At 69.7% G+C, this 21,173-nt stretch carries 19 protein-coding genes; 6 read left to right on the top strand and 13 right to left on the bottom strand.

Annotated elements, in window-relative coordinates:
- Positions 1–141 precede the first annotated feature (141 nt).
- The 5 genes from OHA21_RS05135 to OHA21_RS05115 all read right to left on the bottom strand — a co-directional run bounded on the left by OHA21_RS05135 (position 142) and on the right by OHA21_RS05115 (position 7,187).
- On the bottom strand, positions 142–1,743 hold the full coding sequence (locus OHA21_RS05135) for an alkaline phosphatase D family protein (RefSeq protein WP_328470665.1): 1,602 nt from the start codon (positions 1,741–1,743) through the stop codon (positions 142–144).
- Positions 1,744–1,784: 41 nt separating this feature from the next.
- Positions 1,785–3,983 (bottom strand): rhamnogalacturonan lyase, encoded by a 2,199-nt coding sequence (locus OHA21_RS05130; RefSeq protein WP_328470663.1) that lies wholly within the window; start codon positions 3,981–3,983, stop codon positions 1,785–1,787.
- A gap of 69 nt (positions 3,984–4,052) precedes the next feature.
- Positions 4,053–5,366 carry an ABC transporter substrate-binding protein gene (locus tag OHA21_RS05125; protein WP_328470661.1) on the bottom strand — a complete coding sequence of 438 codons (1,314 nt, stop codon included), beginning with the start codon at positions 5,364–5,366 and terminating at the stop codon, positions 4,053–4,055.
- Between the two features lie 14 nt (positions 5,367–5,380).
- Positions 5,381–6,268, bottom strand: a complete 888-nt coding sequence (locus OHA21_RS05120; protein ID WP_328470659.1) for a carbohydrate ABC transporter permease — start codon at positions 6,266–6,268, stop codon at positions 5,381–5,383.
- Positions 6,261–7,187 (bottom strand): carbohydrate ABC transporter permease, encoded by a 927-nt coding sequence (locus tag OHA21_RS05115; protein WP_328470657.1) that lies wholly within the window; start codon positions 7,185–7,187, stop codon positions 6,261–6,263. The genes OHA21_RS05120 and OHA21_RS05115 overlap by 8 nt, the downstream gene beginning before the upstream one ends.
- Positions 7,188–7,458: 271 nt before the next feature.
- Between OHA21_RS05115 and OHA21_RS05110 the strand changes: the two genes are divergently transcribed.
- Entirely contained in the window at positions 7,459–7,764 is a 306-nt protein-coding gene (locus tag OHA21_RS05110; RefSeq protein WP_328470655.1) for a hypothetical protein, read from the top strand.
- A gap of 208 nt (positions 7,765–7,972) precedes the next feature.
- Here OHA21_RS05110 and OHA21_RS05105 read toward each other — a convergent pair whose 3' ends face one another.
- The 3 genes from OHA21_RS05105 to OHA21_RS05095 all read right to left on the bottom strand — a co-directional run bounded on the left by OHA21_RS05105 (position 7,973) and on the right by OHA21_RS05095 (position 11,525).
- Positions 7,973–8,977 (bottom strand): LacI family DNA-binding transcriptional regulator, encoded by a 1,005-nt coding sequence (locus tag OHA21_RS05105; protein WP_328470653.1) that lies wholly within the window; start codon positions 8,975–8,977, stop codon positions 7,973–7,975.
- A 210-nt stretch (positions 8,978–9,187) separates the two neighbouring features.
- Positions 9,188–9,856, bottom strand: coding sequence for a DUF998 domain-containing protein (locus OHA21_RS05100; RefSeq protein ID WP_328470651.1), 669 nt, complete (start codon positions 9,854–9,856; stop codon positions 9,188–9,190).
- Positions 9,857–11,036: 1,180 nt separating this feature from the next.
- Positions 11,037–11,525: a GNAT family N-acetyltransferase gene (locus OHA21_RS05095; RefSeq protein WP_328470649.1), complete on the bottom strand. Its 489-nt coding sequence runs from the start codon at positions 11,523–11,525 to the stop codon at positions 11,037–11,039.
- Between the two features lie 52 nt (positions 11,526–11,577).
- Between OHA21_RS05095 and OHA21_RS05090 the strand changes: the two genes are divergently transcribed.
- Positions 11,578–12,156: a TetR family transcriptional regulator gene (locus OHA21_RS05090; protein WP_442875069.1), complete on the top strand. Its 579-nt coding sequence runs from the start codon at positions 11,578–11,580 to the stop codon at positions 12,154–12,156.
- Here the strand turns inward: OHA21_RS05090 and OHA21_RS05085 are convergent.
- Positions 12,104–13,141 carry a Ppx/GppA phosphatase family protein gene (locus tag OHA21_RS05085; RefSeq protein ID WP_442875068.1) on the bottom strand — a complete coding sequence of 346 codons (1,038 nt, stop codon included), beginning with the start codon at positions 13,139–13,141 and terminating at the stop codon, positions 12,104–12,106. The genes OHA21_RS05090 and OHA21_RS05085 overlap by 53 nt on opposite strands.
- A gap of 52 nt (positions 13,142–13,193) precedes the next feature.
- Here OHA21_RS05085 and OHA21_RS05080 point away from each other — a divergent pair, with 52 nt between their 5' ends.
- Complete coding sequence (locus OHA21_RS05080; protein WP_328470645.1) at positions 13,194–13,715, top strand: sigma factor; 522 nt, start codon at positions 13,194–13,196, stop codon at positions 13,713–13,715.
- Between the two features lie 256 nt (positions 13,716–13,971).
- Here OHA21_RS05080 and OHA21_RS05075 read toward each other — a convergent pair whose 3' ends face one another.
- Positions 13,972–14,556 carry a TetR/AcrR family transcriptional regulator gene (locus OHA21_RS05075; protein WP_328470643.1) on the bottom strand — a complete coding sequence of 195 codons (585 nt, stop codon included), beginning with the start codon at positions 14,554–14,556 and terminating at the stop codon, positions 13,972–13,974.
- 75 nt (positions 14,557–14,631) lie between these two features.
- On the opposite strand from OHA21_RS05075, the gene OHA21_RS05070 reads away from it, so the two are divergent.
- On the top strand, positions 14,632–15,411 hold the full coding sequence (locus OHA21_RS05070) for an SGNH/GDSL hydrolase family protein (protein ID WP_328470640.1): 780 nt from the start codon (positions 14,632–14,634) through the stop codon (positions 15,409–15,411).
- Here the strand turns inward: OHA21_RS05070 and OHA21_RS05065 are convergent.
- Positions 15,397–16,098 (bottom strand): TetR/AcrR family transcriptional regulator, encoded by a 702-nt coding sequence (locus OHA21_RS05065; protein WP_328470638.1) that lies wholly within the window; start codon positions 16,096–16,098, stop codon positions 15,397–15,399. The genes OHA21_RS05070 and OHA21_RS05065 overlap by 15 nt on opposite strands.
- 88 nt (positions 16,099–16,186) lie before the next feature.
- Here OHA21_RS05065 and OHA21_RS05060 point away from each other — a divergent pair, with 88 nt between their 5' ends.
- Together OHA21_RS05060 and OHA21_RS05055 are read left to right on the top strand one after the other, a co-directional pair.
- A complete protein-coding gene (locus OHA21_RS05060; protein ID WP_328470636.1) occupies positions 16,187–17,458 on the top strand; it encodes a saccharopine dehydrogenase family protein in 1,272 nt (423 codons plus the stop codon).
- Between the two features lie 123 nt (positions 17,459–17,581).
- Entirely contained in the window at positions 17,582–18,466 is an 885-nt protein-coding gene (locus tag OHA21_RS05055) for an NAD(P)-dependent oxidoreductase (protein WP_328478302.1), read from the top strand.
- A gap of 397 nt (positions 18,467–18,863) precedes the next feature.
- Here the strand turns inward: OHA21_RS05055 and OHA21_RS05050 are convergent, their stop codons facing one another.
- Positions 18,864–20,351: a sodium:solute symporter family transporter gene (locus tag OHA21_RS05050; RefSeq protein ID WP_328470634.1), complete on the bottom strand. Its 1,488-nt coding sequence runs from the start codon at positions 20,349–20,351 to the stop codon at positions 18,864–18,866.
- A 110-nt stretch (positions 20,352–20,461) separates the two neighbouring features.
- Entirely contained in the window at positions 20,462–21,106 is a 645-nt protein-coding gene (locus tag OHA21_RS05045; RefSeq protein WP_328470632.1) for a TetR/AcrR family transcriptional regulator, read from the bottom strand.
- Between the last annotated feature and the right edge of the window lie 67 nt (positions 21,107–21,173).

The following is a 21,173-nucleotide window of genomic DNA, read 5'->3' as shown; positions in this document are numbered from 1 at the left end:
GAATCGAGATCGCAGACGGTTCGACCGCGAGCCGGGCCCCGGGCGCAACCACAGCACCGGCGGGCCGAGCCTCGGGCGCGGCCGCAAAGCCGACCGTGATGAGGACGGGGAGCAGCAGAGCGGCTGCGGCGGGGCGGGACATCAGGCGGGGGCCAATCCGGGGCGGTCGCGGGCGGAGACGTACGAAGCCCGCGTGCTGATCGGAGCACCGGGCCGGGTGACGTACGGGACCACCCGGTAGTCGGCGCGCAGCGACGTGCGGGTCAGTTCGCAGCGGATGTAGCCGCGCCGCGCGTTGGCGAAGCGGACGTGCGGGTTGTCGCGGCGCTGCCCGTCCAGCAACGGCGTGGTGTCGCTGCCGTCACCGCCGCTGGAGATCGAGGTGCCGGTCAGCTCGACGCCGACCGCCGGGGTCGCCGGGGCGCCGAAGTCGGTGCGCAGGTCGGCCGCGTAATGCATGTGGACGTCACCGGTGAGCACAACCGTGCCGGGCACGCGGGCCGCCGTCGACAGCACAGCCTGCCGATCCCGCGGATATCCGTCCCATTTGTCCATGTCGATCGCGGAATCGGACCGCATCTCGGCCATGGTCACCTGCTGGGCCAGGATGTTCCAGCGCGTGCCGGCCCGGCCCATCCCCCGCAGCAACCACTCCCGCTGCGCCGCGCCCAACAGGCTGTGGCTTGGCTTCCAACGATCCGCGCACGACGGTTTCACCCCGTCACCACAGGCCTGATCAGACCGGTACTGCCGGGTGTCCAGCACATGCGCCTCGGCCAGGTCGCCGAAGCGCAGTCGCCGGTACAGCAGCATCCCGGCGCCATCCGGGCGTTGCGGGCGGCGCAGCGGCTGGTTCTCCCAGTACGCGCGGTAGGCGTTGGCCCGCTGCACCAGGAAATCGTCGGCGCTGATGTCGAAGCGCGGCACCCCGGCCGCGTAGTTGTCCTGCACCTCGTGGTCGTCCCAGGTCGCTACCCACGGGAACGCGGCGTGCGCGGCCCGCAGATCCGGGTCGGTGCGCTGCAGCGCGTACCGCAACCGGTATAGGTCCAGCGTGTCGACGCCGAGTTGCAGCGTGTCCGGCAGGCGCAGCGCGGAGTCGCGCCGGCGGCCACCGGCGCTGTCGATCGCCGCTTCGTAGATGTAGTCGCCGAGGAAGAACACCAGGTCGAGATCTTCAGCGGCCAGGTGCCGCCAGGCAGTGAAGAAACCATCGGCGTACGCCTGACAGGACGCGACCGCGAACCGCAGGGATTCCGGTGTCCCGCCGACCGCCGGAGCTGTCCGGGTCCGCCTCGCCGGGCTGTAGTGCGGCCCCGACCGGAAGCGGTAGTGATAGACCCGCCCGGGCCGCAGCCCTCGCACGTCGACGTGCACCGCATGCCCGTACTCTGCTCGCGCGGTAGCCGTGCCGGAGCGGACCACCCGGGTGAACCCGGCGTCCTCGGCGAGCTGCCACTGCACCGGCCGGCTGACGAAGGACAGCCCACCGGCCGGTTCCAGGGGTTCCGGCGCCAGCCGCGTCCACAGCACGACGCCGTCCGGCAGGGGATCCCCCGAGGCGACCCCCAGCGTGAACGGATCGGCCCGCAGCCGTGTGCCACTGTGCGACGCGAGCGCGCCCACCGGGGCGAACGCGGTCGCCAGCGCCGCCGCGCTCAGGGCGAGCAGTCCCCGGCGCGGCAGCTCAGCGACCCGCAGGTCCGGGGCCGGGCGATGAGGTGGCAGCTCGTTCCACACCACCTGCCCAACTTGATCACCCGCCCCGGAGATACGCCGACCGGCTATTTCCGGCCGGGCAGCGGCACGCGCGCCCAGTCGGTGTCCGAGGCCAGATAGAAGCTCGGGTACGACGGCTGGTTGTACGTGGTCTGCTGCCGTGCCACCTCGACCCGGTACTGCGGGTCGTGCATGAGCGTGTAGAGCTTGTGGCTCGTCACCTCGGTGCTGAGGTGGATCCGGATCGCGGTGCTGTCCGCGGTCCGGACCAGCAGCTCCTCACGCCAGTCGCCGAGGATGTCGGCGACCAGGCTCGGGTTTCCCTTGGTGCCGTTGTTCGTGCGGGTGCCTTCGGCGGTCAGCAGCGTCCCGCGCTTCCAGTCGTCGATGGTCGGCGTGACGTCACCGGCCCCGTTGACGATCTGTGTGGTGAGGTCGCCGGCCCAGCGGATGCTCTGGTTCGTGCCGGGGATCGAGCTGGTCAGGATCTCGCCCTTGGCGCTGTGCAGGCCGAGCGCCGCGGAGCCGCCGGGCATGCTGGCCCACGCCTCGATGCCGCGTACCTCCGGCAGTACGTCCCCGATCATGCCGCGGCCGGTGTCGCGCCCGGAGTACGTGCCGAAAAGGACCTCGCCGGTGGCCGCGTCGCGCATCGCCATGCCGTACGGCGCGGACGTCGCACCCTCGTGCACGGTGAAGATCTCCTGGCCGGGGCGGTCCGGATCGATGTCGGTGACGTGCATGGCGTCGCCGTGCCCGAGCCGGGCGGTCTCTCCCGTGGGGAGGTTCGCGAACGACGAGTAGAGCAGGCTGCCGTCGTGGTCGATCGTCGCTGCGCCGTAGACGATCTCCTGCTTGCCGTCCAGGTCGACGTCGGCCGCGCTGAGCGAGTGGAAACCTTGCGTGGTCAGCTTGCCGAACACCGGGTCGGTGCCGTCGCGGCCGTGCGGGGAGTCGTTGAACGGGTTCGTCATCGGGGTCCAGCCGCTGTCCACGTACCAGTTCTCACGCAGCCGGCGTCCGTCCCAGTGGTAGGCGACCAGCGTGGAACGGGTGTAGTAGCCGCGGGCGAAGACCGCCGACGGGCGCTTGCCGTCCAGGTACGCGACGCCGGCCAGGAACCGGTCGACCCGGTTGCCGGGCTCGATCCGGGCCATCGCGTAGTCGCCCCACATCAGGCCGTCGTCGTGGCGTCCCGGCTTGTAGTCGATGGTCTGCAGCTCACGGCCGGTCGCGCCGTCGAAGACCGTCAGATACTCCGGGCCGTCGACGATGAAGCCCTCGAAGGCGCGCAGATTGTTGCGGGTGCTGCGCGACGGCGCGTACACATCCATGAAGTAATCGGTGAGCGCCTCGGCGTCCGCGCGGCTCAGCGGGTATTGATACTGCGGGGTGATCCCGAACGCCTGCTCCAGGGTGGCCGGCCAGCGCCCGGCGACCACCTCGGGGTGCTCGTGCCAGCCGAGGAACATCTCCACGACGTGCTGGTAGTAGTCGGCGGCACTCATCCGGTAGTCAGCTTCCTTCTGGAAGCCGTTCTTGATGTAGTGCGACCGGCCGTTGCGGATCGTCCGCGTGCCCGGAGCGGTCTTCAGCATCATCTCGGCGCGGCCGTTGCCGTCGAAGTCGTAGACCAGGAATTGGGTGTAGTGGGCGCCGGCCCGGATGTTGACGCCCAGGTCGATGCGGTGCAGCAGGGTGCCGTCCGCCCGGTAGGTGTCGATGTAGACCGGGCCCGTCCACCCGACCTGGGAGACGTCCTTGGAGTTCGACGGGTCCCACTTCACCACGTACTCGTAGCGGCCGTCGCCGTCCATGTCGCCGACGCTCATGTCGTTCGCGGCGTAGGTGTAGGTCTCCCCCGCCGGGGTCACGCCGTCGGCGGGTTTCTGCAGCGGCAGGTCGTGGTGGCTGGTCGCCCAGGGCGTGGCGGTGGCCGCGGGACCACCCTTCACCGGCGTCACCCGGTATTTCGACGTGGCGGCGCCGGCCTTGTCGAGGTAGTTGGTGCTGTCGGTGACGGTGGCGATGCGCCGGCCGTCGCGGTGGACGTGGAAGTTGGTGCCGGTCAGGCCGGTTGCCGAGTGGCCGGTGGCCTCGCTGCCGAGCAGTCGCCAGCTCAGGAAGACCCCTTCGCTGGTGGTGGCGGCGACCAGACCGCGGTCGAGGCGTTCGAGCGGGATGCCGCGTGCGGTGGCGGCGGCGGGAGCAAACAGTCCGGCTAGCAGCAGGGCGGCGACAACGCCCACGGTACGGAGACGCATGACTCTCCTTCGGGGATGGCACGCCGTCCCGTGCTGGGGGACACGGGACAGCGCGTCGAGGCGTACATGTCAGGCGGCGTCGATCTCGGCCTGGAGTTCCTTGATGAAGCTCGCCGCGGCCTGCTGCGGCGCCTGGCGCTCGAAGAGCACCTCCTCGGTGTGGCGCTTCAGGATGGTCTCCACGCTGCTGGCGCCGTTGGGCGTGACCCGCGGAGCGGGGCCGACCTGGATCGATTCCAGGTAGTCGGCGGCGGCCTTGTCGGTCTCGGTCAGCTTCGGGGCGATCGCCGCGCGGACCTTGGCGTTCGACGGCACACCCCGGTCGGTGAGCAGCACGTCGCCGGCCTCCTGCGTGTTGAGCAGGAAGTCGACGAACAGGGCGGCCTCGGCCGGATGCTTCGAACGCGCCGACACCGACCAGAACATCGACGGCTTGTAGTAGGGGCTGGTCGCGGCGGCGGGCTGGCCGTTGGTGGGCAGCTTGAGCAGCTTCAGCTTCTGCCCGCTGGCCGCGGCGAGCGAGGTGAGCTGGGTGTTCCACCAGGTGCCGAAGGCCGACGTGTTGGTCGCGGTGCCGGACTGGTCCAGCGGCGCGCCGGCCCGTTCGACGGTGACCGACGGCGCCGGGGCGATGCCGTTCTTGGCCAGATCCAGCAGGTACTGCCAGTAGTTGGCCAGCACGTCCGGCGGGATGGAGACCTTGCCGGCGTCGTCATACAGGGTCGCTCCCGCTTGGCGGGCCCAGATGTTGACACCACCAGTGTCAAAACCCCACGACTGTACGCCGGTGACCTTGCCGCCGCTGGCCTTGGAGATCTCGGTGCCGATGCGCTTCAGATCGTCCCAGGTCCACGTGGCGTCGTCGGGCACCGGGATCTTGTACTGGGCGAGGAGGTCGGTGTTCGCGACGATCGAGTACGCGGCGAGGCCGGTGGGGATGGCGTACTGCTTGCCGTCGATCTGGCCGGTGTTGAGGGCCGCCTCGTCGATGTCAGCGGTCTTGAGGTGCTTGTCCGCCGACTTCAGGTCGAGCAGGGCGCCGCGTTCGGCGTACGAAGCCAGGTAGAGCTCGTCCATCTGGATGATGTCCGGGGCGTCGTTGGCGGCGACCGTGGTGGCCAGGCTGTCCCAGTAGCCGTTCCACTCCTTGAACTCACCGGAGATGGTGATGTTCGGGTACTTCTTGGTGAACAGATCGATCGCCTGCTGCGTGCGCTGGTGCCGGGCGTCCGAGCCCCACCAGGTGAAACGCAGCTTCACGGGGTCGGAGGAGATGTCGCCTCCGGCATCACCGCCGCCACCGCCGCCGCAGGCCGCGAGGGCGGCCGCCGCACCGGCTCCGACACCGAGCGACAACAGGGAGCGTCTGGTCAGGTTGCGCATGGGGGATGGCTCCTTCACTTGATTCCGGTGGTGGCGATGCCCTTGATCAGGTAGCGCTGGCCGATCAGGAAGGCGAGGAAGATCGGCAGCAGGGAGACGACGCTCATCGCGAACATGGAGCCCCAGGAGGTGGCCACGGTGGCGTCCACGAAGGAGCGCAGCGCCACGGGGACCGTGTACATCTCCGGGTCGGTCAGATAGATCAGCTGGCTGAAGAAGTCGTTCCAGGTCCAGATGAACGTGAAGATCGTGGTGGTGGCCAGGGCCGGCAGCATCAGCGGCAGGATCACCTGCAGGAAGATCCGCGGATGCCCGGCGCCGTCGATCCGGGCCGCCTCGTCCAGCTCCTTGGGCAGGCCGCGGATGAACTGGACCATCAGGAACACGAAGAACGCGTCGGTGGCCAGCAGCTTCGGCACGATCAGGGGCAGGAACGTGTTCACCCAGCCGAGCTGCGAGAACATGATGTACTGCGGGACGATGATCACGTGGATCGGCAGCATGATCGTGCCGAGCATGATCGCGAACCACAGCTTCTTGCCGGTGAACTCGAGCCGGGCGAAGGCGTACGCCGCCATCGAGCAGGACACCAGGTTGCCGATGATGCAGCCCACCACGACGATCGCCGAGTTCAGCAGGAAGTGGCCGAACGGGGAGGAGAGGGCGTTCCACCCTTCGCCGTAGTTGTTCAGCTCCAGGTCGGACAGCACGAGCCCGGGTGAGCGGAAGATCTCGTTGCCCGGCCGCAGCGAGCTGACCACCATCCAGATCACCGGATACAGCATGATCACGGTGAGCAGGATCAGGCCGGCGTGCTTGAGCAGGCTCCGGTTCCTGGGCCGTGGGCTCGGTCGCGGCGTTTCCGTCTGCACCGGCGCGAGCCGCTCTTGCAGGTCAGTCATCGTAGAAGACCCATCGCTTGGCGGCCCAGAAGTTGACCGCGGTGAACGCCGCGATGATGATCAGCAGCAGCCAGGCCAGCGCGGACGCGTAGCCCATGTCGAAGTTGTGGAAGCCACGCTGATACAGGTAGAGCGTGTAGAACAACGTCGAGTCGGACGGGCCGCCGCTGCCGCCGGAGACCACGAACGCCTGGGTGAACGCCTGGAACGCGTGGATGATCTGCAGCACCAGGTTGAAGAAGATGATCGGTGACAGCAGCGGGATCGTGATCTTGCGGAACACGGTCCACCGGCCGGCGCCGTCCACACTCGCCGCCTCGTAATACATGACCGGGATCTGCCGCAGCCCGGCCAGGAAGATCACCATCGGGGCGCCGAACGTCCACACGTTCAGCACGATCAGTGTGGACAGCGCCGTGTCCGGATCGGAGATCCAGCCCCGCCCCTCGATCCCGACCAGGGCGAGCGCCTGGTTGACCAGGCCGTCCGCGCCGAAGATCTGCCGCCACAGCACCGCGATCGCGACACTCGAGCCGAGCAGGCTCGGCAGATAGAAGGCCGAGCGATAGAACGCCAGGCCCCGCAGGCCGCGGTCCAGCAGCATCGCCAGACCGAGCGCGGCCGCCAGCTGCAGAGGGACCGAGATCAGTACGTACTTGAACGTCACGCCGAGCGCCTGGTGCAGCCGCTCGTCGGTGAGCATGCGCTCGAAATTCTCCACACCGGAGAACTCCGGCGGCTGGATCAGGTTGTAGTCGGTGAACCCGAGCACGAACGACGCCGCCACCGGGCCCGCGGTGATCAGCAGCAGGCCGGCGAACCAGGGCAGCAGGAAGACGAAGGCGGCCTTGTTGTCCTTCTTGCGCGGCGGGCCGCCGGTGGTGCTGTTGAGCCGTTGAAGCTCGCCGATGGCGCTCACCCGACTCCCTTCATGTTCTTCGATCTCGCAGCTCTGCGGTCTCGCAGGTTCTTGATCTCGCTGGTTCTTCGCGCTCGCTGGATCTCCGGTCCGCAGGAAAGCGCTTTCCTGGCAGTGTGCCCGGACACACCCTGGGGGTCAACGGTTTCGGACCGGTAAATTCTGGATCGTTTCAGCGCTCAGATCGCCACCTAGGTGCGCTGGCTGCGCCGATCTTTTTTTAACTATTCAATGAGGTTTCCCATGGGGCCCGGTCGGGGGAAGCAGGCGCATGTCTCCTGACGAGGAACGACTCCGGCAACAGTCGGAGATCGACGCCGAGGTCGCCACCGCGGCCGCGTCGATGCGCGAGGCTGGCGAGCGATATCGCCGAAGCCGGGCGCAGGACGAGCGGGACCGCACCCAGGACCGCCGCGAACAGCAACTCACCGACCGCCGGCACGACGCCGACACCCGCGAACACCACCTGGAACGCCGCGCCGCCCTGCTGGACTCGCGGGAACGCGAACTCGACTCCCGCGAGCGGGCCATCGACCAGCACGAAATAAGCCTCGACCTGGCGCGCGACTCCCTCTGACCGCGGCCCTCATCCCTGCCGCCCGGTCCCGGCTGCCCACCGCGGCCTCATCCCTGCCGCCCGGTCTCCGCTGCCCACCGCGGCCCTCATCCCTGCCGCCCGGTCTCCGCTGCCCACCGCGGCCCTTGTCCCTGCCGCCCGGTCCCGGCTGCCAACCACGCCCGTTACGTGCCGGGCCTGCTCACGGCCTGCAGGACGCGCTCCTGCTTCAAGCCCGTGCTGTCGTTGCCAGGCCGGAGCTCCGGCGGATCTTCAGCTCGGCCGGGAAGACGCATCGCCAGTAGGGCGTCAGCTGCCGTTTCATCATCGCGCGGGTGGCCGCGGCAGCCATCTGCTCGACCGGCTGATGCACCGAGGACATCGGCGGCGTCGAGCACTCCGCGATCACGCTGTTGTCGAAGCCGACCACTGCCACGTCGCCGGGCACGTGACGGCCGGCGTCGGCGAGGGCCTGCATCGCACCGGTCGCCATCAGGTCGCAGGCGACGAACATCGCATCCAGGTCCGGCTCTTCGGTCAGCAGTCGGCGGGTCAGCTCGTACCCTGATTCCCGCCGGAACCGGCCGGTCGCCGAGATCTCCGGCAGACCAAGATCGAGCACCGCCCGCCGATAGCCCTCCCGCCGCTCGTCGGCGCAGGGATTCCCCACCTGCCCGTGCAACGCCACGATCCGCCGCCGGCCACTGTGGTGCAGATGCTTGACCGCCGCATACGCACCGTCCGCGTTCTCCAGGCCCACGAACGGAACACCCGGCGCCGACGGCCCCATCGAGACCACCCGGTCACACTGCGCAGCGAACTCCGCCGCCACCGCCGGCGCCACATTGATCAACAACACGCCGAGGCTCACCGCGTCGGCGAGCCCGCCCAGCAGACCCGGCGCCCCGGCCTCGTCCACGACGTGAACCCGCAGCTGCGCACTGCTTCCGGCAAGCTCCTGCAGAATCCCCGCGGTGACCCGTCCGTAGTACGGACTCGTACCGAAAATCGAAGCCTCGTCCACCACGACCAGCTCGATCACCTCGCCGTGCCCCGCAGCCAGGGCCCGGGCCACCGGATCCGGCCGGAACCCCAGATCCGCGATCACCCGGCGCACCCGCTCCCGGGTCCGCGCCGACACCCCCGGCGCATCGTTGATCACCCGGGAAACGGCCGCCTTGGACACACCGGCCTCGGCAGCGACATCGGCCAGCGTCGGCCTCCTCTGCGCCATTCGGCCAACTATAGGAGCCCACCGATCACCCAGCCGCCCGATTTCCCTCCGTACCAGCGCTCCCCCAGCCGCCGCCTCCGCGCCAACCACGCAGCCCGCGCATCGCCCGGCGGTACCCCGGCTTCCGCTTCCAACCCTCGACGCCGCACGCGCACCCCGGCGTCAATGCTTCGCGCCCAACCCGGTCGGCGCACCGTTGAGCGCAGCGGGTCAAGCGGTAGCGGTGGTCTGCGGCTGCTCCGCGGCGGCTGGGGTCAGCGTCGCCCAGCGGGCCAGAAGCAGCACGGTTGCCACCTCGGCCAAGCCCAGCAGCCGCTCCACGGTGCCCAGCGGGATCGCCCGCCACCAGCGCACCCCCGTCCAAGGCTCGGACAGCAGCGCCCACAAGATGGGAGCGAAGCACAGCAGCGCGGCTACCCCGGCCAGCAGAACAGCGAGCGCCGGCGCCCTGGCAGGTGCGTGACGCAAGCCGGAGAGGCCGGCCAGTAGAGCGGCTACCGGGAGGCTCAGGAAGGCGAGCAGACTCGCCGCCCGGTGGATGTTCCCGCTCATGGACGGTCCGACCGACCAGTTGTGTTTCTCGAAGACGACCACACCTACCAGGCCGGCCACCCAGAGAACCAGCCCGGCAGCCGCGCCCGATCCCGGCCGAAACACACGGGCGCGCAGCAACGCCGCCAGGACCGCAGCCGAACCGGCGGCAAGCAGAAGCGTCCCCACGTCGAAGGCCCAGCCGTTGTCCAGCAGCGCGTACTGGCTCAGCGTCCGAGTCCGCCAGTCCAGCAACGAGGACGGCGGACTGAGGTGCAACCAGGCGAACAAGCCCAGACACGCCACCACACAGGCGACGCCGAACCAGGCAAGGCGACGCTCGATCATCAAGCCCACCCTGCCAGCCCTACCTGTGCCCCACCTGGGAGCCGTCGCACGCCCGCCCCACCCAACCGCCCGCCAGTACCGCTCCCGCCTGACGGCTCCGTCCACAGCACGCCGCTCAACGACAGCCAACTCACCCCGGCTGACCACCACCGCCGCCTCAACGCTCACAAAACGACCGTTAGCGACAGTCGGGCGGACCAGCTGACCGCGCCGATAGCCACCACCAGTCCAAGATCAACGCAGGCCGCTCAGCACCAGGCCAGCCGGCCGGCACAGCGATTCCGAATGGAGGAGGCGGGATGCGTGTCTGGCTGGCGGCTGGTGTGCGCGAGCCGCCCACCAGACAGGTTCCACGCGCCCAGATCCACGCCTGAGCGGCGGCCGGTGCGTGGGAGCCGCCGGTCAGGCAGGCTTCACGCGCCCAGATCCACGCCTGAGCGGCGGCCGGTGCGTGGGAGCCGCCGGTCAGGGAGTTTTCAAGAGGGCGCCGATACGTGCCTGGCGGCCGGCTGGCGCGAGAGCACCGAGCGCGAGCGCCACTACGCGCCTGGCGGCCACCCGGCGCGACCGGAGGGCTTGGCCCAGTCGGAGGGCTTGGCCAGTCGGAGGGCTTGGCCCAGCCGACGGGCTCGGCGCGGCCGGCGGACTCGGCCCAGCGGGGGACTCGGCCCAGGCGGCGGACTCGGCCCGGCCGACGGGTTCGGCTGACCGCTGGCGCTGCCTCGGTGGCTGGGAAGCGGCACTGGGAGACAGTTGGCTTGGCTGGCTGACGGCCCGAGCCTTCTTGCCCACCGGGCCGGACGGCGCTGGGCGGCGGCTTGACCTGGTGTGCCGGCTGGATTGCGTGCCGGCCGGATCGCGTGCCGGCCGGATCGCGTGCCGGCCGGATCGCGTGCCGGCCGGATCGCGTGCCGGCCGGATCGCGTGCCGGCCGGATCATGGCTCGGGGTCGATGGTGGAGGCTGCGCGCGTGAAGGCCGGCGGGGTGGGAGAACCGCTCGTGGCCGTTGGTGGGCGGCGCCGGGCGGGCTTGCTGGTGCTGCGCGCGGCCGGTGGGGGGCGCGCAGCGGTCTTTGGGCTGCTTAAGCCCGGCGGGCGCGGTGGGGCCTGGGTGGGCATCTTGATCGCGTGGAGTGGTGGGGACGGCGTAGCTGGGTTTGAGGGAGGTGTAGGTCGTACTCTATAGGGCTTTTGTCCATGTTTGGCCTGTTAGCGGGTGGCCGAAACCGGCGTGGGGCGCCGAGGCGGTGAGGGTGAAGCCGGCGGCTTCGTAGATGCGGCGGGCGGAGACGCATTCGGCGACCGTCCAGAGGGTGACCTGCTGGTAGTCGGCGGCGCGGGCGAAGGCCAGGCATTCTTCGACCAGGCGGGCGCCCAGGCCGAGGCCTCGGGCGGCAGGGTCGACCAGCAGGATGCGGAGTTTGGCGACCGCCGGGTCGTCGGTGGCGACCAGCATGATCGAGCCGGCTCGGGTGCCGTTGGCCTCGGCGATCCAGGCGGCCTCGCGGGTGGGGTCGTGGCTGGTGGCGTAGTCGCCGACGATCTTGGCGACCAGGGCTTCGAAGTCGGTGTTCCAGCCGAACTGTTCGGCGTAGATCTCGCCGTGCGCCATCACGGTCCAGCCGAGGTCGCCGGGCCGGTCGGCGCGCCGCACCAGTTGTTGTGACATTGCGATGTCCTTTCGCGCCTACTGAAACGATTGTTTCAGTCAATGCTACGGTATGCCCGTGAGCGAGCGGCGGGAAGAGTTGCTGGAGGCGGCGTACGGTTACGTGCTCGAGCACGGGCTGGCGGATCTGTCGCTGCGGCCGCTCGCGGCGGCGATCGGGTCGAGTCCGCGGGTGCTGATTTTTCTGTTCGGCAGTAAGGAAGGCCTGGTTCGGGAGTTGCTGGCGCGGGCCCGGGCGGACGAGTTGCGGCTGGTGGGCGACGTGGGGGCGGCGCCGATCGGGCTGGACGCGGCGGTCGAGACGGTCTGGGACTGGCTCGCGGCCGACGAGCACCGGCCGCTGCTGCGGTTGTGGGTGGAGGCCTACGCGCGGTCGCTGGTCGAGCCGGACGGGGCGTGGGGCGGGTTCGCGCGGGCAACCGTGGAGGACTGGCTGGGGGTGCTGGCGGCATGCCAGCCGGCGGCGGAGCGGGACAGCGCGGACGGGGCTGCGCAGCGTACGCTCGCGCTGGCGGTGCTTCGTGGTGCGCTGCTCGATCTGCTGGCGACCGGCGACGCCGAGCGGGTGCGGGCGGCGCTCAGCGTGCTCGGCGACGCTCGTGGAGACGGGATACGCCGGGCGGTGCGGTGAGGCGTACGGCGCGAAGAGCGTGACCGCCGGGCGGTGGGGAGATCCGGCGCAGCAGGACGCCCTCGCGCAGGCCCCAGGGGCAGACTTCCAGGCGTTCGACGCCGAGCGCGGCCATGGTCGTCTCGGCGATGATCGCGCCGGCGAGGAGTTGCCGGGCGCGGCTGCGGGCCACGCCGGGGAGTTCGGCGCGCTGGGCGGGGGTCATCCGGGCCAGGCGGGGAATCCAGGAGCGCAGTTCACGGCGGCGCAGAGTCCCTGCTTCACCGGCGAACCGGGCCAGCTGCTTGAACGTCTTCGAGGTGGCGACCACCTTCTGCGGGCGTTGCTCCCAGTCGAGGCGGCGGACTGCGGGGGTGAGTACGTCGCGTACGTGCCGGCGCAGGCGCTTGACGTCTTTCCCGTCAGCCGGGTGGTCCGGCAGGTGGCTGTGGGTGAGGCGGCGGGCGCCCAGCGGGAGGCACAGGGAGACCGCGGGATCCTCGTCGCGGCCCTGGACGATCTCCATCGAGCCGCCGCCGATGTCGAGCAGCAGGAGGGGGCCGGCGGACCAGCCGTACCATCGGTGAGCTGCGAAGTAGCTGAGCCGGCCCTCGTCCTCGCCGGTCAGGAAGCCGATCTCGAGGCCGGCCTCGGCTCGCAGCGCGGCGACGATCTGGTCACGGTTGGTGGCGTCGCGCACGGCGGCGGTGGCGTACGCGAACAGCTCGTCGACCTGGTGTTCCCGGGCTGAGCGCACGGTCGCGCAGACCGCGGCGACCAGGCGTCGCACGCCCGCTGCGGTGATCGCGCCGTCGGCGCGGATCGCCGGGGCGACCCTGGTCAGGCGCTTCTCCCGGTAGACCGGCAGCGGCGGGGAGCCCGCACAGCTGTCGATCACCAGTAGCTGGGCCGCATTCGACCCGATGTCCAGAACCCCCATGCGCACGGAGCGGCGCGTACCCCGATCCTCGCTCGACATACCGGTGCTGAAAGTGAGGTCGGTCACTTGAACCTTTCGGGGTCTCAGATGAGTTGACACATCGACAGCGGACGAGAGGGTGTGCAGGGTGGCTGAGCCGGACGCCGAATTCGCGGCATATTTCGCCGGGCGGGTGAGTTCCGTGCGCCGTCTCGCCTTTGCGCTGTGCGGAGACTGGCACACCGCGGATGATCTGGTCCAGGTGACCTTCGTCAAGCTCTATCCACGCTGGGCAAAGATCAGAGACGGACAGATTGATGCGTACGTGCGACGCGTCCTCGTCAACACCCTTCCTGAGTCACCTGCGGAAGAACCGCTGGGAAAGGGTCGTCGCCGACCTGCCCGACTCCCCCGCTCCCGAGCCGGAGCGACACGACGACCGGCGGCCCGTCCTGGGAGACTCTCGACCCGGCGCCGTACTGCGCGGCTGCGGCGGCCGAGCCGAGCAGCCGGGCCACCGCGCCGACCACCCATGTCAGCGAGAACGGCTATCGGATCCGGATCCCGACCGAGCCGCCGGATCATGCGGCGGCGCGGATCAGCTGCTATCTGGCCAAGGCGGTGCCGCCGATGCTGTCCGGGGTCACCTATCACCCGGTAGCAGGTACGCCGCCGCTGCAGGCGTATCCGGCCCAGGTGTTCGATCCGGCCCAGCCGGGCGAGACGACACCACCGGGGTGACACGGTCGCGTTCGCCACCAGCGCGAACGGTGTCCCGGCTGAGCTGCCGGTTCCGGGCGAGGTGATCACCGAGAGCGAGTTGAAGATCGGGCGGCCGGATCTGCCGCTGAGTGCGGATCAGCTGGTCGAGCTGGCCCCCGCGCCGGACTTCGATCTCTTCCCGTGACCCGCGGGACCTATGTCGACACTCCGCGGAGCAGGGTGGTCAGGAGGTTGGAGGCGAACGCTTCGGGCGCTTCGGTGTTGGGCTCGAAGTGGCCGAGGAAGGCCCGCTGAAGGCAAGCACCGAGCAGCATGTCGGCGGCAGCGGCGGGGGCGAAGTCCCGGTTCAGGCGGCCGAGTCGCTGTTCCTTCGACAGATAGGCGGCCAGTGCCCGGCTGGGCGCGTGCGGGCCGGCGCCGCGCTCCTGCAGTGCGGTGCGGTGGGCGGCCAGCAGAGCCGGCTCGGAGAAGAGTGAGGCAGCCATGGGGAAGCCCTGCTCGTAGAAGTCGATCGCGGCCAGCACCACCTCGCGCAGCACGGTTTCCACCGGGTCTGCTCCGGCGCGCTGCGGAAGCCGGGCGAGGACGGCGCTGAGCGCGGTGGGACCGCGTTCGCCGAGCACCGCCAGGAACAGGTCGGTCTTGTCCCGGAAGTGCTTGTACAGCGCCGCCTCGGACAGGCCGGCTGCCCGGGCGATCTCCTTGGTGGTTGCCCGGGCCAGACCGTGACTGCGGATGACGTCCGCTGCGGCGGTGATGATGCGGTCGCGGGTGCTCAAGCCTTCTCCCTTGACGTGTGGGTGAGTGTTCACTAACTATAGTGGTTAGTAAGCACTCACTAACCAGGAGCCGATATGAAACGTCGCTGGACACTGACGCTGGTTGCCGTTGCCGCTCTGCTGGGCGCGACGGCGCCGGCCGGATACCTCGCCTTCCTCCGGGCTCCGACGGGCAACCCGGCGGACGCCTGTCCGGCGGCGGACGGGCGGCCCGTGGTGGTTGCCGCCGGGGCCAGCATCACCCAGGGCACCCTGGGCGGCGACTGGGTCGGCGGTCTGCGCCGGAAGCCGGAGCTCGCCGGATACGACCTGGTCAACGCCGGGATCAACGGCAACACCTCGGCTGATCTGCTCGGCCGGCTGGACACCGATGTGGTGGCCTGCCGGCCCGAGGCGGTGGCCGTGCTGGTCGGGACGAACGATGTGCGGGGCGAGGTGCCGGTCCCGGAGTACCGGGCGAACCTGGTCGCGATCGTCGAGCGGATCCGCGCCGGGAGCGATGCCCGGATCGCGCTGGCTTCGCTGCCGCCGCTCGGCGAGGATCCGGGCACTGAGATCAACCGGCGGCTGGAGGGGTACAACGCGGCCGTACGCGAGGTGGCGGAGCAGACCGACGCGGGTTATCTGCCGGTGCATGAGCGCATGACTGCACTGCTTGCCGGCCAGACCGAGCCCTTCGCGTTCTCGTTCGGGGTGGCGTTCTGGGCGGCGGTGCAGCACTACACGTTCCGGCGCAGCTGGGACGAGGTCGCGGAGGCGGGTGGGCGGACCCTGTTGGTGGACCACATCCATCTGAGCGACCGGGGTGCCGCGCAGGTCACCGACCTGGTGGCTACGTGGTTACTGGCGGGATGAGCTGTGGGCTATGCCGTTCAGCAGAAGGTCGAGGGCGGCGGGGTAGGCGCTGGTCACCATCTCGGCGGCGAGCAAAGGTGCCACCCGGGCGATGTGCGGGTGGCTGCTGGCGGGCAACCGGGCGTAGGTGGACTGCCACACCACCTCCTCGGCCCGCAGAGCGGCGTTCGGCAGGGCGACCGACGCCGCGTCGAGAGCGGCGAAGGCGAGCGTCTGGTCGATGAAGGCGTGATAGACGCGGACGGTGTCGGCGGGTGGGAGGCCGGCGGAATTCAGCACGGTCAGGACCACCTCGTCGGCGGCCAGCTCGTTGGCCCGGCCGGTGACCCGGCTGGTGGTGAGGACGGCGGCTTGCGGGTGCGCCACGTACGCGTCATGGATGCGCAGGCCGAGCGCGCGCAGGTCGGCCCGCCACTCGCCGCTCGGGGTCCACCCGCGCAGGGCTTGGCCGATCAGAGCGTCGCCGATCGCCAGGATGATCTCGTCCATGCCGCGGAAGTAGCGGTACAGCGTGCTCGGGTCGCAGTCCAGCGCCAGGCCGAGCCGCCGGGCGGTGAGACCGGTGCTGCCGTGTTCGCGCAGCAGGCGCAGGGCCGCCTCGACGATCAGCTGCTCGGACAGGACCGTGCCGCTGCGGGTGGGACGGCGACGGCGCCGCTTCTCCTCGGGGACGACGGCCTTGGGCATCGGTGCTCCTCCTTATGCCAACGCCGTTGACCTTACGACACCGGTCCGCGTTTCATCTAGGCGAGGACGACGAGAGGAGTTCCACGCCATGCGAGTACTGCTGGTGGGAGCGGGCGGTGTCGGCACGGCGATCACCAGGATCGCGGCGCGGCGGCCGTTCTTCGACGAGATGGTGGTGGCCGACTACGACCTGGCCCGGGCACAGGCGGCGGTCGCGGCAACCGGTGACAGCCGGTTCCGCGCCGAGCAGGTGGACGCCTCGGACACCGCGGCGGTCGCGGCGCTGCTCCGGGAGCACGCCTGCGACGCGCTGCTGAACGCGACCGACCCGCGGTTCGTGATGCCGCTGTTCGACGCCGCGAAGACCGCCGGGGTCACCTACCTGGACATGGCCATGTCACTGTCCCGGCCGCACCCCGACCGGCCGTACGAGCAGGTCGGCGTCAAACTCGGCGACGCCCAGTTCGAGCAAGCGCAGGAGTGGGAGCAGGCGGGCCGGCTGGCGCTCGTCGGCATCGGCGTCGAGCCGGGACTCTCCGACATCTTCGCCCGCTACGCCGCCGACGAACTGTTCGACGAGATCGACGAAATCGGCATCCGGGACGGGGCGAACCTCACCGTCGACGGCTACGACTTCGCGCCGTCGTTCAACATCTGGACCACCATCGAGGAGTGCCTCAACCCGCCGGTGATCTACGAGCGGGACCGCGGCTGGTTCACCACTCCCCCGTTCAGCGAGCCCGAGGTGTTCGACTTCCCCGAAGGCATCGGGCCGGTCGAGTGCGTGAACGTGGAACACGAAGAGGTCCTGCTCATCCCGCGCTGGGTCTCGGCGCGACGGGTCACCTTCAAGTACGGGCTCGGGGAGCAGTTCATCGGCACCCTCAAAACCCTGCATCAGCTCGGCCTGGACCGAACAGAATCGGTCATCGTGCCAGGCAAGGCCGGACCGGTGACAGTCTCACCGCGCGACGTGGTCGCGGCGAGCCTGCCGGATCCGGCAACGCTGGGCGCACGCATGCGAGGAAAAACATGCGCAGGAACATGGGTACGGGGTACGCGCGACGGCGTCGAGAAGGCGGTCTACCTCTATCACGTCGTCGACAACGAGTGGTCGATGGCGGACTACGGAAGTCAGGCCGTGGTGTGGCAGACCGCGATCAACCCGGTTGTGGCGCTTGAGCTGCTTGCCGGTGGGGTTTGGTCCGGGGTGGGCGTTCTCGGTCCGGAGGCATTTCCGCCGCGGCCCTTCCTTGATCTGCTTACGGAGTACGGCTCGCCTTGGGGGCTGCGCGAGGAACCAGCCACCGGTGGGCAGCACGCCCCGCAACAGGTCGCGCGGGAACAGCGGGCCGCGTGAGTCGCAAGTCGCGGCCGGCCGGCGGCTGACGGGCAAAGCGGCCGCCCCGTGCCAGCGGCGATGGGCCCGCGCCGCAGCGGGATTGGGTGAGCAGCAGACCAATTCCGGCCGGATTGGCATCGGCTGCTTTCTCCGTGGCTGCGTAACGTCCGGTCGGTGACCACGGGATTTCTTGGCCTCGGCGTGATGGGGCAGCCGATGGCGCTCAACCTGGCCCGCGCCGGCACCGACCTGATCGTCTGGAACCGCACGCCGGAACGCGCCGGGCCGCTCCGCGAGGCGGGCGCGGTCGTTGCCGCCGACCCGGCTGAAGTCTTCGCCAAGGCTGACGTCGTGATCGTGATGCTGGCCAACGACACCGTCATCGATCAAGTGCTCGGCCGGTGCGACCTCGCCGGGCGGACTGTGGTGCATATGGGCACTACCGCGCCGGAGTACTCGGCCGGGCTCGCCGCGCGGGTCCGGGTGGCCGGCGGGTCCTACGTCGAGGCGCCCGTGTCCGGATCGCGCGGCCCTGCCGAGGCCGGCGAACTGGTCGTCATGCTGGCCGGCGAAGAGCCGGACGCCGCTCGGGTGGAACCGCTGCTGCACCCGATGTGCCGGGAGATCGTCCGATGCGGCGCGGTGCCCGGTGCCCTGCTGATGAAGCTCGCCGTGAACACCTTCCTGATCAGCATGGTCACCGGCTTGGCCGAGGCGTTCCACTTCGCTGACCGGCACGGCCTGGACCGGGGAACACTGCTCGCCACGCTGGATGCAGGGCCGATGGCCAGTCCGGTCTCCCGGGTGAAAGGCCGCAAGTTGCGCGATGGAGACTTCGAGGTGCAGGCCGCGGTCAGAGACGTGCTCTACAACAGCGAGTTGATCGTGCGGGCCGGGGTGGAGTCGCCGCTGCTGGAGGTGTGCCGGCAGTTGTATGCGGAGGCAACCGCTTCAGGTCACGGCGGCGAAGACATGGCCGCGGTGGTGCGAGCGTTCGAGGCCCGATCGCGCGGCCGACACCAGTGACCGCCGGCTGCGGTGCGGGACCGACAACGACCCGCAAGCCGCGCTCAAGGGTCCAGCTCGTCATGGCGGCTGTACCGGAGCTACGGAAACTGCCGTGAGCGCCAGCCACGAGACCCCAGCTGGCGCCGAGGGCTGCTTCCGGCCCGAAGAAACAACCGTGAGAGCCAGCCAGAAAGATCAGCTGACCCTCACGGCTGTATCCCGGCCGCGGAAACGACCCTGACAGTCAGCCGGGCTGGGTCAGAGTGACCGGCAGTTGGAGTGAAGGCGGAAGCGAGTGAAGGCGGAGGGTGATCGGTGGCAGGGATCGGGCGAGCGGGTGACCGGCCGCAGCGATGAGGCGCGGGGAACGTAAGGGCGGCCGGCGAGGGGATGGTCGCCGCTAAGGGTGCCGGGGTCAGGCCGCGGGGACGGTTTCGGCTGTGCGGTCGGCGTGGCGCAAGTTGTGTTCCTCGGTGTGGTGGGACGTGGTCAGCAACGCCGTGACCACGAACGAACCGACCCCAGCCACCGCAGCAACCATCGTGGCCCAGCCGTCGAATCCCGCCCCGACCAGCGAATTCTCGATGTAGAACAGGTCGTTGGGAACGCCGTACAGGGTCGGGGTCAAGGCCAGCAGGACCAGCCGGACGACCAGGCCGACCCCCGCGCCGACCAGGGCCGCCGTGGAAGTGGCGCGGCTCCAGAACAGACCCAGCAGGAACGGCGCGATCAGGCAGGCCAGCATCAGGTCGAAGGCCAGGGTCAGCAGGATGCCGGTCTGGCTGACGCGCAGCGCGAGGAACACGCCGAAGACGACGATCGGGAGCATGGCGACGCGGGTCCAGCGCAGCAGCGGGTCGTGGTGGCCGGGGGCGACTTCCCGGCGTACGCCGAAGACGTTGCGGACGGCGACGGCCGCGGTGGCCAGGATGGCGCCGGAGGCGGTGGAGAAGGAGGCGGCGACGATGCCGGAGAGTACGAGGACGGCCAGCAGGATCGGCGCATGGTCGTCCAGCAGCTGGTAGATGATCGGCGCGTTCTCGGCGGACAGGCCCAGGGCGGAGACGCCGGTGAGGGCTACCAGGGACCAGATCACGCCGACGACCGCGGTGGCGCCGGCGCCGATGAAGCAGGCGCGCTGGGCGACCTGCGGGGTACGCGCGGCGAAGATCCGCTGCATGAAGTCGATGGCGACCAGGTCTCCGATGCCGAGGGAGATCAGCGTCGCCCAGTTGACCGGCGCGCCCTGGCTGCTGTCGGTGAGCTGGCCGAAGTCGAACGGGCCGAGGCCGTCCGGGACCGAGATGCCGTATTCGCCGGCCACCCAGAGGAACAGCACGATCGTCGCGACGCCGGTGATGACGGCCTGGATCACCGCGGTGTAGGCGTCGGAGAACAACCCACCGCCGATCGTGTAGGCCAGGACCAGCAGGACCGCGAGGACAACACCGATGGTGTACGACATGCCGGTGAAGTACTCGACCAGGAACCCCATGGCGACCAGGTTGCCGGCGAGCAGGATCGTGAACGCGAAGATCATCAGGACGGAGGCGGTGACCTCGACCCGCCGGTTGTAGCGCCGCGCGAAGAAGTCGCCGAGCGTGAACAGGCCCATCCGGTTCATCGGCTTGGCCAGGAACAGGCCGGCCAGCAGCAGACAGATCGCCAGGCCGAGCGCGAGGGAGGCGCCCGCCCAGAACCCGTAGGCGGAGCTCAGGTCGGTGTTGCCGACGGTCGCGTTGCTGTCGACCGCGGCGGTGGTCAGTGCCACGGCGACGAGGGGGACGCCGAGCTGGCGTCCGGCGACGAGGTAGTTGGCGCTGTCGCCGTCGATCTTCCGGGCCACCCCGATGCCGACGACCAGGACTATGAAGACAGTGAGCGCGACTCCGGTAATGATCATGAGGGCTCCTGGGCGATTATTTCTGTCGGTCGACAGATATTGATCACCATTGAGCCGCCGCCTTGTTACGGCGTTGCTTCCCGGACCGGGACAACTTTGTTAATGGACCGTCACAACGGCTGTGCGGCGCCCCGAGCGCGAGCCACCGCGTCCTCGTCGAGCCCAGCGACGCGCAGCGCGGCGTCAGCGATCCGCGCTTCCATTCCGGGACCCAGGTCGGCGTCCGCACGCCGGCGCAGGATCACGCTCTCCACCAGCCCGAACACCAGGTGGGTCACCGCCGCCAGGTCGGCGCCGGCAAGGTGGCCGGCAGCAGAGACGAGATCGCGGTACGTCTCGAACAGCCGCTGCCGCTCCACATGGAACGGGGCGAACCGCTCATCCCCGAGTTCGGGCAGCAGGTAGAGCGAGCCGAGGTTCTCCTCGCCGGAGAGCAAGAGCCGGGCATCGTACGCGCAAAGTCGCCACAATCGGGTGGCCGCAGGCTCGGTGCTCGCCGTCAAATCCGCGGCGAACTCGACCGACGGCCGGACCGTGTCCAGGAGCAGCGCGAGCAGGATTTCGTGCTTGCCGGCGAAATAGTGGTACATCGTCGCCTGCGAGATCCGGGCCGCCTGGGCGATCTTGTAGGTGCTGGTCGACCCGTACCCCTCGGTGCAGAACAGCCGTGCGGCTGCCGCCCGGATCTCCTGCTCGGTGCTGAGCCCCGAGGCCGGCACACCCGATGCGCGCGGGCGTCCCCGTCCTCGTGCCATGGCAGGCAACGTACCAAGCGGCGACCGCCCGGCCGGACCCGCGGCCCGGGTTACATCGTGTTCATGG

Source organism: Actinoplanes sp. NBC_00393 (genome assembly GCF_036053395.1).
In the GTDB taxonomy this organism is placed as follows: domain Bacteria; phylum Actinomycetota; class Actinomycetes; order Mycobacteriales; family Micromonosporaceae; genus Actinoplanes.
The sequence above is the reverse complement of the archived record's forward strand: the minus strand, read 5'-3'. Positions and strand labels throughout refer to the sequence as shown.